Genomic DNA, 14,083 nt, shown 5'->3' on the forward strand with positions numbered 1-14,083 from the left:
CCTAAATCGAGCGGCAATTTTAACAAACCTTACAGCCCTTTGGAGCGGCGCATCGCCTTGACCACGTCTTGCAGCGGCAGCAACTCGATCCGGGCCCGAAACAGCAGGCGATTTTCGAGCCACCCCAAGCAGCAAAACCGAACGCCGTTTCCGTCTTCGCCCTCGGGGGCGACCAACACGTGCAAGCGGTCGTTGCTGGCGATCGCCGCCGTCAGCTTGCGGTCGATGCTGATCTCGTGGCGGGTGTAGACCATGGGCGCGCGCTCAAAATCGTGGTCAAAGCGCCGCGCCCGCTCCAACAGGGCGCAGGAAATGTAACTTACCGGAAACAGCTCGGGGAACGCTACGCGCCCTTCCAGTTCGTCGAAATACTTGGCCGGATCGACCGAAGCGCCCAAGAGAAAATTCTTGGCGTTGGCGGTCATCATGAATTTGCGCTTTAAGAAATACCCCCCGACCTCGGAACGGTCGGGGACCTGGGAGAGATCGGGCAAGCCTTGGGGGCTGAACTCGGGCAGCACCAAAGGCCGGTGCGACAGCCTATGGTATCCGGCCAGCACGATGCTCCGATCGCTGCGCAGCACGACGCGATTGCTCAATACCTTACCGCCTTCGTCCCACTGCGAAGGTTTGATCGTCAACTGGAAACGCTGATTGGGCTGCAGCGCCGCGGCAAACTGGACGTGGTAATTGCTAAAACCCAGCGTCTTGAGCAAGACCGGATCGTCGTAGGCGCGGCGATAGTCGGCCACCGCTTCGGCCAGCCAGGTTTCGACTTGAAAGCCCAGCACGATCGGCCCCCCGAAGGGATTGCCGGCCAGGCGGCGCCACTTGTGCGGGTCGTGGAATGGATTAAAGTCGTCGGTCGCAAAGCGCGCCGCATCGATGTGCAGCAAGGAAAACCCAGAAGATTCGACCAGCATGGCTCTTTTCTAACTTGCGTGCTCTACTGCCAAGCATAGCAGAGCGCGATTGCTCCAATAAGCTCAAGTCGCCGACAATAACCGGCCAATGAAACTCTATTTTTGGAGCTGCTATGTCTGAACCGCTTTTGTTCGCCCTGCAAGGGTTTCGCGAATACGGCCGCCGCCTCGCCGCGCACCTTGGGCTTAGCTTGGGAGAGCACGAAGAGCGCGCGTTCGAGGACGGCGAATTCAAGATCCGCCCCTTAGAGAGCGTGCGCGGGCGACACGCATTCGTGCTGGGCTCGCTGCATTCGGAGCCGACTTTGAGCGTCAACGACAAGCTTCTGCGCCTGCTCATGTTCACCGGCGCTTTGCGCGACGCTTCCGCGCGCGAGATCACCTTGGTTCTGCCGTATCTTGCCTTTGCGCGCAAAGACCGCCGCAGCCAAGCGCGGGACCCGGTGAGCCTTAGGTACTTGGCCCAGATGATCGAGGCGGTAGGGGCCGACCGCGTGGTTACCCTTGAGGTCCACAATCCGGCCGCCTATCAGAACGCTTTTCGCTGCATCGCCGAGCATCTAGATTCCTTTCCGATATTCTTGGATTGGCTGCTTACGGTTTTGCCTCCCGGCGAACCCCTCACCGTGGTCTCCCCGGATACGGGAGGCTACAAGCGCGCCCAACGGTTCCGCCGCAAACTGGCCGAGCGTTTGGGAAACGCGGTAGAGATGGCGGTGACCGAGAAGCTGCGCGGCGGCGGAGAACTCTACCACGGCCGCCTGCTGGGCGAGGTGGCCGGCAGCACCGCCTTGATCTTCGACGATTTGATCGTCACCGGCAGCACCCTCGCCCACGCCGCCCGCCTGTGCAAGAAAGCCGGCGCCAGACAGGTGTTTGCCTTGGCCGCCCACGGCTTGTTTCATCCCGACGCCGAACGCCACTTGACCGACCCGGCGCTGGACAAGGTCGTCGTCACCGATACGGTGACCTCGTGGGCGCTTGCCGCCCAAGCGATCCAAGCCAAGCTCACGGTTTTGGATACCACGGCCTTTCTCGCCCAGGTCGTCCGCCGGATCCACACAGGCAATCCACTCACGGAGTTGTTTGACCGTTGACGCCGGCTTTTTCCCTAGTATGATACTCAACTATAGCGACGACTTCGGGGAAGTTAGGATGGACGACAAGCAACGGGTGGGGTGGTTCGCCGCGGAGAAAATCCAAGACGGCATGGTCGTGGGTCTAGGCACCGGCTCGACTGCGCTCTGTTTCCTCCAAGCCTTGGCGGAGCGCTGCCGACAAGAGAACCTTAACATCACGGCGGTAGCCAGTTCGCCCATCTCCGCCATCCAAGCCAGCGCCTTGGGGCTAAAGCTCGTTTCTCTAGAGCAGGTAAGCCGACTGGACGTGTACGTGGACGGCGCCGACGAAGTCGCCCCGGATCTCACCTTGCTCAAAGGCCAAGGCCAGGACCTGGTGCGGGAGAAAATCCTGGCGCGGGCGGCCGGCCAGTTTTGGGTTCTGGCCGACCGCTCCAAACGCGTAACCCGCCTGGGCGAGAGGTTTCCGATCCCGGTCGAAGTCTGGCCGTACGCCTGGCGACTGGTTAAAGCCCAACTCGAGGCCCAAGGCGCCAAACCTGAGCTTAGAATCAAGGAAAGCGGCGTGGCGGTGACCTCTTCCGGAGGCTTCGTCCTCGACACCCAATTCCCTGAAGCTTGGGAAGCGGCCGCCATTGACCGCTTGCTGAACGACCTTCCCGGCGTGCTCGAACACGGCGTCTTTTTCAACCTGGCCAGCGCGGTGTTCATCGCCGACCAAGGCCAAGTCGAGGAAAGGCGCCGGAGCGCTTGTTAATCCACTACTTAAGGAGGAACGACGATGTTGACGAAAGGCCAACCCGCTCCCGATTTCAGCGCCCCCAATCAGGACGAGAAAATCGTTCGCCTTGCCGATTTCCGCGGCAAACAAAACGTGGTGCTGTACTTTTATCCCAAGGACGATACCCCAGGCTGCACCATCGAGGCCAAGGAGTTCACCGAGCTCGCTGAAGAATTTGCCAAATACGACACGGTAGTGATCGGCGTGAGCAAGGATCCGTGCGACATGCACCGGGCGTTCATCGCCAAGTACGGCCTGAACGTAAACCTTCTGTCCGACGCCGACGGCAACCTGTGCGAGCGCTACGGGGTGTGGCAGGAAAAGGAAAAAGGCGGGGTCAAAAAATGGGGCATCGTCCGCTCCACCTTCATCATCGACAAACACGGCACCATCGTCGACGCCGAATACGGGGTCAAGCCGGAAGGTCACGCGCAAGCGGTGCTCGAGAAAGTCAAACGCTTGGCGGCTTAGTCTGCCTGCATCCTGCGGGTGTAGCCGGATGCCAGCTCAAGATACCGCGCGGCGCGGCGTCTAAGGCGCGGCCAGACAGAAGCAGCGCTCTCGCGTATCCTAGAGAGCAAAAGCCTAGCCCTTAAGGTCGCCCGGTAGGCGAGATAGAAGTCGAGCAGTCTAGGAGGCGGGACGTCTCGGGCGACTTGCGCGTAAAGCTCGAGAAACCGCCTGCCTGCCTCGGCGTACCCGAGATACTGGCACTCCAAGGCCAAATAGGCGGCTTCGTCGGCGCTGTCGAGCAGGCGAAGCTCGCGGCTAAATTCCAGGCAGTCGATGACCTTTGGCCAAGGAGGCTCGAAACACACGTGCTCGGGCCTAAGATCCCCGTGTCCTTCCACAATCCGGCCAGCGGCCGCCCGGGCATCGAACCAGTCCGCCCGCCGTTCCAGAAACTCCAGCTGGGCTTCGCACAAGGCGGTGCCATTCTTGAAACCCAGGGAACGAAGTTCGCGCAAGTTGGTGAGGATCGCCTCCCGGTAACGCGAGCGGTAACCTTCCCCATCCCAGTCCTGCTGCGCCCCGGCGCCATAGAAATCTTTAAGCACCCAAGCCAAAGCTTTTAGCTGGCGCTCTTCCAGGCGCCGCTGCGCGAGCAAACGGTCGAGCATCCGATCCTGCGGCAGGCGCCGCATCCAAACCAAAAAGTCGATGCTCTCCCCTGGCCCATCCAGAACCAACTCGCTTAAACCCTTCAAGGTCAGCGGGATGACTGCCAAATAGACATCCGGGGCCAGGCGCCGATTAAGGCGCAGTTCCTCACGGCAATAAAACCGCCGCGCGGCGACGGTGCTGAAATCCAGATAAGGATAACGGGCCGGTTTCTTGAGTTTATAGGCAAAGCGGTCGGTTAAAAACACCCAAGCCAGATGCGTCTCGATCGCTTTGACGCGCGTCGGCCGATCCGGATAACTTTCAGGACGCAGCAAAAAGGCGAGCTTGACCTTAAGGGGAACATCCACCGGAGCGCACCTCGCACGCGGTGACGATTCCATGCGCCCAATCGAGCACGGCTTGAAGCCTTGGCACCAGCAACGGCCTCGCCTCGGCGTACGCGAGCCAGCAAAATTCATGATGCTCCGGACGTCCGAGTTCGGGGTTGACGGGAAGCCGAACCTCCCCGCGGGGAGATTCGGCCAAATAATAGCGGGCTACCTTTGCTCGCCCGTAAGGGGGCGTTTGGTAATAAACCTCACCCCACCGGAAAACCAGGTCCGCAAGACCGGTCTCTTCCCGCACCTCTCGGATCGCGGCGGCAAGCGGCGTCTCGTCCGCCTCGACCAGGCCTTTAGGGAAGTCCCAGTAAGCAAACGCGCGCAGCAAGAGATAACGGGGGCGATCCTGCAACCTCACCACCACTACCCCAGCGGAGAGGCGAAGCTGAGCCGACTTGGTTTTGCTCCGGCGCATGCCGTTTATGATGGCGCACCCGCTGCCGCTTGCCAAGCTTGGCGCCGGCGGGCTTTAGCGATGCTCCCGTAGGCGAAGCGTGCGCCTTTCCCGGGAAGAGCCGCTCGCAGCGGCCGTCAACGAAGGCCTATTAGAGTCCTGGACCAGGATGGCCAAGGCCGCCGCGATGTCCATCGCCGGCACGTGCTGCTCCCTCTGATACTGGGTGAGCAGAGCGCGGTAAAACGGCATCTTTGGATCGGCTAAAGCCTCGCGGATACGCTGCTGCAAGCGGAGCATGCGCTGGCGGTGGATGGCTTCGGCCGAAGGCAGTTCCATAGGTTGGATCTTCTGCCGCGTGGCGCGCTCGATCGCTGCAAGCTGCCCCCGCTCCCTCGAGGTCACGAACAAAATGGCCTCCCCCGAGCGGCCCGCCCGACCGGTTCGGCCGATGCGATGGACGTAGGATTCGGTATCGAGAGGAATGTCGTAATTGATCACGTGGCTGATGCGGTGCACGTCCAATCCCCGCGCCGCCACGTCGGTGGCGACCAAAAGGTCCAATTGCCCGCTTTTGAGCTGTTCCACCGTGCGCTGGCGCTGGTTTTGCGGAATGTCGCCGTTGAGCGGTGAGGCGGCAAATCCGCGGGCCACCAGCTTATCGGCCAATTCCACCGTTTGAAGCTTGGTGCGCACGAAGAGGATGGCGGCTTCGAACGCTTCTACCTCCAGAATGCGGGTCAAAGCCTCCAGCTTGGCGTGGTCGGCAAGCAAGCAGTAGCGTTGCCGGACGGTTTCGGCGGTCGTCGTCCTCACCTGAATCTTGATCTCTTGCGGAGCGCGCAGATGGCGCCGGGCGATCCGGCGAATCGGAGGCGGCATGGTCGCGGAGAACAAGGTCACTTGCCGCGTGGCGGGAGTCTGGCCGAGAATCCAATCCACGTCGTCGACGAATCCCATGCGCAGCATTTCGTCGGCTTCGTCTAAAACCACCGTCTTTAAGCTCTCTAAACTCAAGGTGCCGCGGCGCATGTGATCCATCACCCTCCCCGGGGTTCCGACGACCACGTGGACCCCGCGTCTTAATGCGCGGATTTGGCGGCCGTATTCTTGGCCCCCGTAAATCGGCAAAACGTAAAGTCCGGGAAGGCCTGCGGCATAGGCCTGAAACGCCTCGGCCACTTGCAGCGCCAATTCCCGCGTCGGCGTCAACACCAGAACTTGAGGCCGAGGCAGCCCGACCTCGAGGCGGGCAAGGAGCGGCAAGGCGAATGCGGCGGTCTTGCCGGTGCCGGTTTGGGCCTGAGCGATCACGTCTTGCCCGGCCAAAACGTGGGGAATAGTCGCTGCCTGGATCGGCGTGGGACACTCATAGCCCAGCCGAGCCAATTCTTGGAGCAGGAATTCAGGCAGATCGAGTTCGCGAAAACTTGGAGCGATGAAACCAGACATAAAAACACCTTAGAGCCTTGAAGAAACAAAAACCAAGCCGCTCGATGCACTTTAAGCTGCTTGTGTCTTCAAAGGCGCCAAGGCATCGGGACTATCGAAAAACCGCCAGTTTTTGGCGGGGTTTTTTATATTAACATTTTTTGCCGGTTTGGAGGCAATTTTTGTAAATCGCAAATCAATGGAAAATCGTCTCGGCTGAAAACCCTTCCGCCTTGAGGAGCTCGCGCAGCTTTTTGATCGCCTCCATCTGAATCTGGCGCACCCGCTCGCGGGTTACCTGCATTTCTTGCGCTACTTGTTCCAAGGTCGAGGCGTCGTATCCCCAAAGCCCATAACGACGCAATAAAACCTCGCGGTGCTTGTCCGGCAGTTGCCGCAACCAGCGGTCCACGTGCGCGCTCAAGATCTCGTTGTCAAGCAGGACCTCCGGACCGGGCGCTGCCTCATCGGTCATAATCTCCAAAAGCGGTTTGTCCGACTCCTTGCCGTACGCCACATCCACGGAACTGGTCCGCTCGTTGAGCTTGAGCATCCGTTCCACGTCTTTGACCGGCTTGTCCAAATACTCGGCGATCTCCTCCGGGGTAGGATCGCGGTTTAACTTCTGGGCCAAGTGCCGCATCGCTTTGAGGCAAACGTTCATTTCCTTGACGATATGGATCGGCAGGCGGATGGTTCGGGTCTGACTCATCAAGGCCCGTTCGATGGTCTGCCGGATCCACCAGGTGGCGTAGGTGGAGAAACGGAAACCGCGCTCGGGTTCGAATTTTTCCACCGCCCGGATCAGGCCCAGATTGCCTTCCTCGATCAGATCCAAAAGCGGCAAGCCGCGGTTTAGATAACGGCGCGCGATCTTGACTACCAGGCGCAGATTGCTCTCGATCATGCGCCGGCGCGCCTCCTCGTCGCCGCGTCGCGCCAACGCCCCGTAGTATTTTTCCTCCTCCACGGTCAACAGGTCAGACTGACCTAGCTCGTTCAAATACATCTGAGTGGCATCGAACGGCGTGGCAGAATCGGCCTCCGCCACCTCGCCGCTCAACTCAAGCTCGTCCCATTCTAACCCCGCCGCGTCGTCCAATGCGTCTACCGCCTCTAGCATCTCTGGTATCATCTCCCTACCCTCCCGAATTTCTAAGAATTCGCATTTGACGGATGGTCCTCCTAGGTAGCGGCGGGTGCGGGAAAATCTTTAAGTCTTTTTGGGCAATTCCTTGACAAAGTTCACAAAACCAACTCAAGCGACAAGCTTTTAAACTCAATCGCAAAGTCCTTGCAAATCTCGCCTAACTTTCCTATTCTCTAGTGCTTTTCTGTGAAAGCATCAGGACCCTAAAGGAGCTAAACTCTAGTATTACAAAAAGTGCCTGATGGCGTATAACCATACTCATGGAAAGCACTAGGATGAGCGTAGGCACGGCGGCGCTCAACTTAAAACGGCTGGCCACCGCAACGGCCCTACCCGTGGCGAGTCCGTCCGGTAACGGCGGCGCTGCGGCAGAGAGGGTCTCTGCCGCAGTCGGGAAAGTCACGCCTGTCAGATACGACGCGCAAACGTCGGGGCAGGAAGAGAACGGTGCGCATATTTGCGCACTTTCTTGAGAGCAGAAACTGTAGGTCCTACGTATCGTGCAGACGAGGTCAAACATGAGTCACAGCCGATTGCCGCCTAAACAGGGTTTGTACGATCCCGGCTACGAACACGACGCTTGTGGTGTCGGTTTCGTCGCCGACGTCCAAGGCCGCAAAAGCCACGCGATCATTGAACAGGGCTTGGAGATCGTCACCAACTTGACCCATCGCGGTGCCGTGGGAGCCGACCCCCTAGCGGGTGACGGCGCCGGAATCCTGATTCAGATGCCGGACCGCTTCCTGCGTGAAGAATGCGCCAAACAGGGTATCGTCCTGCCGCCAGAGGGCAATTACGGAGTAGGAATGGTGTTTCTCCCGCAACGGTCGGAAAACCGGAAGCGGTGTGAACAGATTCTGGAGCGATTCATCGTCGCCGAAGGGCAAACCGTTTTGGGTTGGCGCGACGTTCCCACGGACAATCGCGAAATCGGCGAATCGGCCAGGGAAGTTGAACCGGTAGTGCGGCAGATCTTCGTCGGCCGGGGCGAAAATTGCCCGGACCAAAACGCCTTCGAGCGCAAACTGTTCGTTATCCGCAAACAGGTGGAAAACCAAATCCGTGCGCTCGGCCTGGACGATCCGGCGGGGTTTTGTATTCCCTCTTTCTCTTCGCGCACTCTGGTCTACAAAGGCATGTTGCTCGCCGCCCAAGTCGGCAAGTACTACCCGGAGCTGCACGATAAGCGCATGGTCTCGGCGCTGGCGCTGGTCCACCAGCGCTTCTCGACCAACACTTTCCCGTCTTGGGAGCTCGCCCAGCCGTTCCACCTCATCGCCCACAACGGCGAGATCAACACCCTGCGCGGCAACCTCAACTGGATGGCGGCGCGCCGGCACGCGATGAAATCCGAAATTTTGGGCGAGGATCTGGACAAGCTTTGGCCGCTGATCGCCGAGGGGCAGTCGGATTCGGCGTGCTTTGACAACGCCCTGGAGCTGTTGGTCGCCGGCGGGTATTCGCTCGCGCACGCGATGATGCTCTTGATCCCCGAAGCTTGGGCCGGCAACCCCCTGATGGACGAAAAACGCCGCGCTTTCTACGAATACCACGCCGCGCTCATGGAGCCTTGGGACGGTCCGGCGGCCATCGCTTTCACCGATGGCGTCCAGATCGGCGCTACCTTAGACCGCAACGGCCTGCGTCCGGCGCGCTATTTTCTGACCGAGGACGGGCTGGTGGTCATGGCCTCGGAGATGGGCGTGCTCAAGGTGCCGGAAGAGAAGATCGTCAAGAAATGGCGCCTGCAGCCCGGCAAGATGCTGTTGATCGACCTTGAAGCGGGCCGAATCATCGACGACGCCGAGCTCAAGGCGGAACTGGCAAGTCGCGCTCCCTACCAGGAGTGGCTGGACAAGACGCAAATCCGGCTGGAGAAGCTGGAACCGGAAGTGGCCCCCATGCCCCCGGACGAAAACACCTTGCACGAGCGGCTCAAAGCATTCGGCTACACCCAGGAAGACATCAAGTTCTTCTTGCAGCCGATGGCAGTAAGCGGGCAGGATCCGGTTGGGTCGATGGGCAACGACGCCGCGTTGGCGGTTTTGTCTAGCCGGGAGCGCCTGCTCTACGACTACTTCAAGCAGGCTTTCGCCCAGGTCACCAATCCGGCCATCGACCCGATCCGCGAAGAGCTGGTCATGTCCTTGGTGAGCCTGATCGGCCCGCGGCCGAATCTGCTTGGCCTGAATCATGGCGGATCGCACATGCGCCTGGAGGCGCAACAACCCATCCTCACCAACGTCGACCTGGAGAAGATCCGCTACATCGAACCGCGCACGCAGGGTGCTTTTCGCACCAAAACTTTAAGCTTTTGCTATCCGGTCGCCGAGGGCGAGGAAGGCATGGCCAGAGCGCTCGATCGCCTGTGCGAGCAAGCCGAGCGCGCCGTCCTCGACGGCAACAACATCCTGATCCTCTCCGACCGGGAAATGAACGCCGACCACGTGGCCATTCCAGCGCTCTTGGCCACCTCAGCCGTGCACCACCACCTGATCCGCAAGGGCTTAAGGACCGAAACCGGGCTGGTGGTCGAAACCGGAGAAGCGCGCGAGGTGCACCACTTCTGCGTCCTGGCCGGTTACGGCGCCGAAGCCATCAACCCTTACCTGGCTTTAGACGCTATTGCGCATTTGCGCCTTTTCGCGCCCGAACCGATCAGCGCAGAAGAAGCGCAAAAACGCTACATCAAAGCGGTGGCCAAAGGTATTCTCAAAGTCATGTCCAAAATGGGTATCTCCACCTATCAATCCTACTGCGGCGCGCAAATTTTTAACGCCTTAGGATTGAATCAGGACTTCCTCGACCGCTACTTCAGCGGCACCACCAGCGTCATTGAAGGCGTAGGTCTTAAAGAAATCGCCGCCGAAACCCTCAAGCGGCACCGACGCGCCTATCAAAACTCCTTAGAATTACGCAAATCTCTGGACCTTGGCGGCGAGTTCGCCTATCGCGTGCGCGGGGAGGTCCACGCCTGGACTCCGGAATCAATCGCCAAGCTCCAGCACGCCACCCGCAGCAACGATTTCAAAACGTACGAAGAATACACCCGCCTGATCAACGACCAGAACGAGCGCGTGTTCACCCTGCGGGGGCTGATGCGCTTTAAATTCGATCGCCCGCCGGTCCCCCTGGATGAAGTGGAACCGGCCAGCTCGATCGTCAGGCGCTTCGCTACCGGGGCGATGTCCTTCGGTTCGATCTCGTGGGAGGCCCACACCACTTTGGCCATCGCGATGAACCGCATCGGCGGTAAATCCAACACCGGCGAAGGCGGAGAGCTCCCGGAACGGTTCCGGCCTCTGCCCAATGGGGATTCGATGCGTTCGGCGATCAAGCAGGTGGCTTCTGGCCGGTTTGGAGTGACCACCGAATATCTGGTCAACGCCGACGACATTCAGATCAAAATCTGTCAGGGGGCTAAACCCGGTGAGGGCGGCCAGTTGCCCGGACACAAGGTGGACCAGATCATCGCCAAGGTGCGCCACTCCACCCCGGGGGTGGGGCTGATCTCGCCGCCCCCCCATCACGATATTTATTCCATCGAAGACCTAAAGCAGCTGATCTACGACCTAAAATGCGTCAACCCCAAGGCGCGCATCAGCGTCAAACTGGTCTCCGGCCTTGGCGTGGGGACGATCGCCGCGGGGGTGGCCAAGGCGCACGCCGACCACGTGACCATTTCCGGTTACGAAGGCGGCACCGGGGCATCCCCTTTGACCTCCATCAAGCACGCCGGTCTCCCGTGGGAGATCGGCCTGGCCGAGACCCACCAGACGCTGGTGCTCAACAAGCTGCGCGGCCGCATTTGCGTGCAGGTCGACGGCGGGCTGCGCACCGGCCGGGATGTGGTGATCGGCGCGTTGCTTGGGGCAGATGAGTTTGGATTTGCCACCGCGCCCCTCATCGTGTCCGGCTGCATCATGATGCGCAAGTGCCACCTCAACACCTGTCCGGTGGGGATCGCGACCCAGGACCCCGTCCTGCGCAAGCGCTTTAAGGGCAAACCGGAATACCTGGTCAACTACTTCTTCTTCGTCGCCGAGGAGGTCCGGCAGCTGATGGCGCAACTCGGCTATCGGCGGTTTGACGAGATGATCGGGCAGTCCGACCGTTTGGATATGACCGACGCCATCGATCACTACAAGGCCAAAGGTTTGGATTTTAGCAAGCTGCTCGCCAAACCCCAGGCCGGCCCCAAGGTAGCGATCTATTGCTGCGAACCCCAGCCCCACGAAATCGATCGCGCCCTAGACCACTTCCTTGTCGCAGCGGCCAAGCCGGCCTTGGAAGCGCAAAAGCCGGTGCGCATCGAACTTAAGGTGAACAACACCGACCGCTCGGTAGGCGCCATGCTCTCCGGTGAGGTCGCAAGGCGCTACGGCCACGAAGGCTTGCCCGACGACACCATCCACATCAAACTCAACGGAACTGCGGGGCAAAGCTTCGGCGCGTGGTTGGCGCGGGGAATCACTTTGGAACTTGAGGGAGAGGGCAACGACTACGTCGGCAAAGGGCTCTCCGGCGGCCGGATTATCATCTATCCGCCGAAAGCAGCGCCGATCGTGGCGGAAGAAAACATCATCGTCGGCAATACCGTCCTGTACGGCGCCATCAGCGGCGAATGCTTCTTCCGTGGGGTGGCCGGCGAACGCTTCGCGGTGCGCAACTCCGGTGCCATCGCGGTGGTCGAGGGCGTAGGCGACCACGGCTGCGAATACATGACCGGCGGCATCGTGGTGGTCCTAGGCGAAACTGGGCGCAACTTCGCTGCTGGCATGTCGGGCGGCATCGCTTACGTGTTGGACGAGCGCGGCGACTTCGAAAAGCGTTGCAACCTCGCGATGGTCGAACTGGAGCCGGTGCTGGCGGAAGACCAAGCTTTGGAAGCCTTAGAACATCAGGGCGGCGATCTGGAAACCCACGGGTGGGTCAAAGTCGCTCACGACTTAACGCGCTACGACGAACAGCGCTTAAAAAGCCTGATTCAGACTCATTGCCATTACACCGGCAGCCTGCGCGCACGCCAGATTTTGGAAAATTGGGCCAAGTTCCGGCCCAAATTCGTCAAAGTGATGCCGATCGATTACCGGCGCGCGCTCGAACAGCTGCAACAGCAATCGCCACGCGCGCGCGCGTTGCTGCCGGCTTAAGGTTCAAAGCAACGAGGTCTATATGGGAAAACCGACCGGTTTTTTGGAAATTCCTCGGCGCGATCGCGGCTATGCGCCGGTATCCGACAGAATCCAACACTTTCGCGAATTCGTCCTTCCCCTCACGGAGGAAGAAGTGTCCGAGCAGGGCGCGCGCTGCATGGACTGCGGCATTCCCTATTGCCACCACGGCTGTCCGGTAAACAACTTGATTCCGGATTGGAACGATCTGGTCTACCGCAACCGTTGGCGCGAAGCGATCGAAGAACTGCACCGCACCAACAATTTTCCCGAGTTTACCGGCCGCATCTGCCCTGCCCCGTGCGAAGCCGCCTGTACCCTAAACCTAGAAGACAGCCCAGTTACCATCAAGACGATCGAGTGCAGCATCGTCGACCGGGCCTGGGAAGAAGGCTGGATCCAACCCCAAATCCCCAAGGTGCGCACCGGCAAATGGGTGGCCGTGGTCGGTTCCGGCCCGGCCGGGCTTGCCTGCGCCCAACAATTGGCGCGGGCCGGTCACCGCGTGGTAGTGTACGAGAAAAACGACCGCATCGGCGGATTGCTGCGCTATGGGATTCCCGATTTCAAACTGGAAAAACACCATATTGACCGGCGCATGGCGCAGATGCGCGCCGAAGGCGTGGAATTTTGCCCAAACACCCACGTTGGGGTAAACGTTTCCGTGCCATCGCTGCTTGCCCGCTACGACGCCGTCGTCCTGGCGGGAGGTGCGGAAAAACCTCGCAATCTTGAAGTTCCCGGGCGCGAGCTCAAAGGCATTCATTACGCCATGGAGTTCCTGACCCAGCAGAACCGGCGCGTGGCCGGCGATGAGATTCCTCCCCACAAGGCTATCCTCGCCACCGGCAAGCGGGTTGTCGTCATCGGCGGCGGCGACACCGGCTCCGACTGCATCGGCACCTCCATCCGGCAAGGCGCGATCTCGGTCGTACAGCTGGAAATCCTGCCTAAACCCCCGGAAAAGGAAAACAAGCTGTTAACCTGGCCGTACTGGCCAAACAAGCTGCGCACCTCCACCTCTCACGAGGAAGGGTGCGAGCGCCTGTTTTCCGTGTCCACGGTGGCCTTTGAAGGCAAAGGCGGTCAGGTCAGGAAAGTTCACTGCGTCCAGGTCGAATGGCAACAGGATGCAAGCGGCCGCTACACGATGCGGGAAATCCCAGGGAGCGAGTTCACCCTCGACGCCGACCTGGTCCTCTTGGCCATGGGGTTCGTCCATCCCGTCCATCAGGGAATGGTAGAGCAGCTTGGGGTTGAGCTGGATCCGCGTGGCAACGTCAAAGCCGATACCCGCACCTACCGGACTTCCATCGACAAAGTGTTTGCCGCCGGCGACATGCGTCGCGGACAGTCCTTGGTCGTATGGGCGATCCGGGAAGGCCGCCAAGCCGCCCGGGCGGTGGACGAATACTTGATGGGCTATTCCGAGCTTCCCGCCTAGGTTTAAGGCGACGGCATCCCGCCGTTCAGGTGTCAAGCAAATACCAATTCAGCGGTTTTGCCAACGCGCTATCCAAGCGCATTTGCACGCTCTGGATGACGACGCCGTAGAACCACGCGCTCGCTACCGCCGGGTCCGCCCGGCGGATTTCCTTCGCCTGCATCCCTGCTTGCATAATCTAGGTAAGCTGCTGAAAGGATTG

Annotated in this window: 11 protein-coding genes; 5 read left to right on the forward strand and 6 right to left on the reverse strand. The window is 60.1% G+C overall.

Annotation, left to right across the window (positions count from 1 at the left end; genetic code table 11):
* Positions 1 to 29 precede the first annotated feature (29 nt).
* Positions 30 to 923 (reverse strand): hotdog family protein, encoded by an 894-nt coding sequence (locus ACYQ3M_RS06075; protein WP_460035173.1) that lies wholly within the window; start codon positions 921 to 923, stop codon positions 30 to 32.
* A gap of 113 nt (positions 924 to 1,036) precedes the next feature.
* On the opposite strand from ACYQ3M_RS06075, the gene ACYQ3M_RS06080 reads away from it, so the two are divergent.
* From ACYQ3M_RS06080 to ACYQ3M_RS06090, 3 genes are read left to right on the forward strand one after another with little or no spacing between them, the layout of a single operon-like run.
* Positions 1,037 to 2,020 carry a ribose-phosphate diphosphokinase gene (locus ACYQ3M_RS06080; protein WP_460035174.1) on the forward strand — a complete coding sequence of 328 codons (984 nt, stop codon included), beginning with the start codon at positions 1,037 to 1,039 and terminating at the stop codon, positions 2,018 to 2,020.
* A gap of 58 nt (positions 2,021 to 2,078) precedes the next feature.
* Positions 2,079 to 2,759, forward strand: a complete 681-nt coding sequence (gene rpiA, locus ACYQ3M_RS06085) for a ribose-5-phosphate isomerase RpiA (RefSeq protein ID WP_460035175.1) — start codon at positions 2,079 to 2,081, stop codon at positions 2,757 to 2,759.
* 24 nt (positions 2,760 to 2,783) lie between these two features.
* Positions 2,784 to 3,254 carry a peroxiredoxin gene (locus tag ACYQ3M_RS06090; protein WP_460035176.1) on the forward strand — a complete coding sequence of 157 codons (471 nt, stop codon included), beginning with the start codon at positions 2,784 to 2,786 and terminating at the stop codon, positions 3,252 to 3,254.
* On the opposite strand, the gene ACYQ3M_RS06095 is transcribed toward ACYQ3M_RS06090, so the two are convergent.
* The 4 genes from ACYQ3M_RS06095 to rpoS form a co-directional block, all read right to left on the reverse strand.
* A complete protein-coding gene (locus ACYQ3M_RS06095) occupies positions 3,251 to 4,255 on the reverse strand; it encodes a hypothetical protein (protein WP_460035177.1) in 1,005 nt (334 codons plus the stop codon). The two genes, ACYQ3M_RS06090 and ACYQ3M_RS06095, sit on opposite strands and share 4 nt — an antisense overlap.
* Positions 4,239 to 4,703, reverse strand: coding sequence for a bis(5'-nucleosyl)-tetraphosphatase (locus ACYQ3M_RS06100; RefSeq protein WP_460035178.1), 465 nt, complete (start codon positions 4,701 to 4,703; stop codon positions 4,239 to 4,241). Before ACYQ3M_RS06100 ends, ACYQ3M_RS06095 begins: the two co-directional genes overlap by 17 nt.
* 54 nt (positions 4,704 to 4,757) lie before the next feature.
* On the reverse strand, positions 4,758 to 6,134 hold the full coding sequence (locus ACYQ3M_RS06105) for a DEAD/DEAH box helicase (protein WP_460035179.1): 1,377 nt from the start codon (positions 6,132 to 6,134) through the stop codon (positions 4,758 to 4,760).
* A 175-nt stretch (positions 6,135 to 6,309) separates the two neighbouring features.
* Positions 6,310 to 7,248 (reverse strand): RNA polymerase sigma factor RpoS, encoded by a 939-nt coding sequence (gene rpoS / locus ACYQ3M_RS06110; RefSeq protein ID WP_460035180.1) that lies wholly within the window; start codon positions 7,246 to 7,248, stop codon positions 6,310 to 6,312.
* Positions 7,249 to 7,781: 533 nt separating this feature from the next.
* On the opposite strand from rpoS, the gene gltB reads away from it, so the two are divergent.
* Both gltB and ACYQ3M_RS06120 read left to right on the forward strand, forming a co-directional pair.
* A complete protein-coding gene (gltB, locus tag ACYQ3M_RS06115; RefSeq protein ID WP_460035181.1) occupies positions 7,782 to 12,416 on the forward strand; it encodes a glutamate synthase large subunit in 4,635 nt (1,544 codons plus the stop codon).
* Between the two features lie 22 nt (positions 12,417 to 12,438).
* Positions 12,439 to 13,881, forward strand: a complete 1,443-nt coding sequence (locus tag ACYQ3M_RS06120) for a glutamate synthase subunit beta (protein WP_460035182.1) — start codon at positions 12,439 to 12,441, stop codon at positions 13,879 to 13,881.
* Positions 13,882 to 13,906: 25 nt separating this feature from the next.
* On the opposite strand, the gene ACYQ3M_RS06125 is transcribed toward ACYQ3M_RS06120, so the two are convergent.
* Positions 13,907 to 14,056: a hypothetical protein gene (locus ACYQ3M_RS06125; protein ID WP_460035183.1), complete on the reverse strand. Its 150-nt coding sequence runs from the start codon at positions 14,054 to 14,056 to the stop codon at positions 13,907 to 13,909.
* Positions 14,057 to 14,083: the final 27 nt, after the last annotated feature.

This window comes from Methylothermus subterraneus (genome assembly GCF_054656915.1).

Excerpts from the sequence above, each read along its gene's own strand:
- ACYQ3M_RS06125 (WP_460035183.1), bottom strand. The coding sequence starts at position 14,056 with ATGCAAGCAGGGATGCAGGCGAAGGAAATCCGCCGGGCGGACCCGGCG.
- ACYQ3M_RS06120 (WP_460035182.1), top strand. The coding sequence starts at position 12,439 with ATGGGAAAACCGACCGGTTTTTTGGAAATTCCTCGGCGCGATCGCGGC.
- ACYQ3M_RS06105 (WP_460035179.1), bottom strand. The coding sequence starts at position 6,134 with ATGTCTGGTTTCATCGCTCCAAGTTTTCGCGAACTCGATCTGCCTGAA.
- ACYQ3M_RS06080 (WP_460035174.1), top strand. The coding sequence starts at position 1,037 with ATGTCTGAACCGCTTTTGTTCGCCCTGCAAGGGTTTCGCGAATACGGC.
- ACYQ3M_RS06075 (WP_460035173.1), bottom strand. The coding sequence starts at position 923 with ATGCTGGTCGAATCTTCTGGGTTTTCCTTGCTGCACATCGATGCGGCG.
- rpoS (WP_460035180.1), bottom strand. The coding sequence starts at position 7,248 with ATGATACCAGAGATGCTAGAGGCGGTAGACGCATTGGACGACGCGGCG.
- rpiA (WP_460035175.1), top strand. The coding sequence starts at position 2,079 with ATGGACGACAAGCAACGGGTGGGGTGGTTCGCCGCGGAGAAAATCCAA.
- ACYQ3M_RS06100 (WP_460035178.1), bottom strand. The coding sequence starts at position 4,703 with ATGCGCCGGAGCAAAACCAAGTCGGCTCAGCTTCGCCTCTCCGCTGGG.
- ACYQ3M_RS06090 (WP_460035176.1), top strand. The coding sequence starts at position 2,784 with ATGTTGACGAAAGGCCAACCCGCTCCCGATTTCAGCGCCCCCAATCAG.
- gltB (WP_460035181.1), top strand. The coding sequence starts at position 7,782 with ATGAGTCACAGCCGATTGCCGCCTAAACAGGGTTTGTACGATCCCGGC.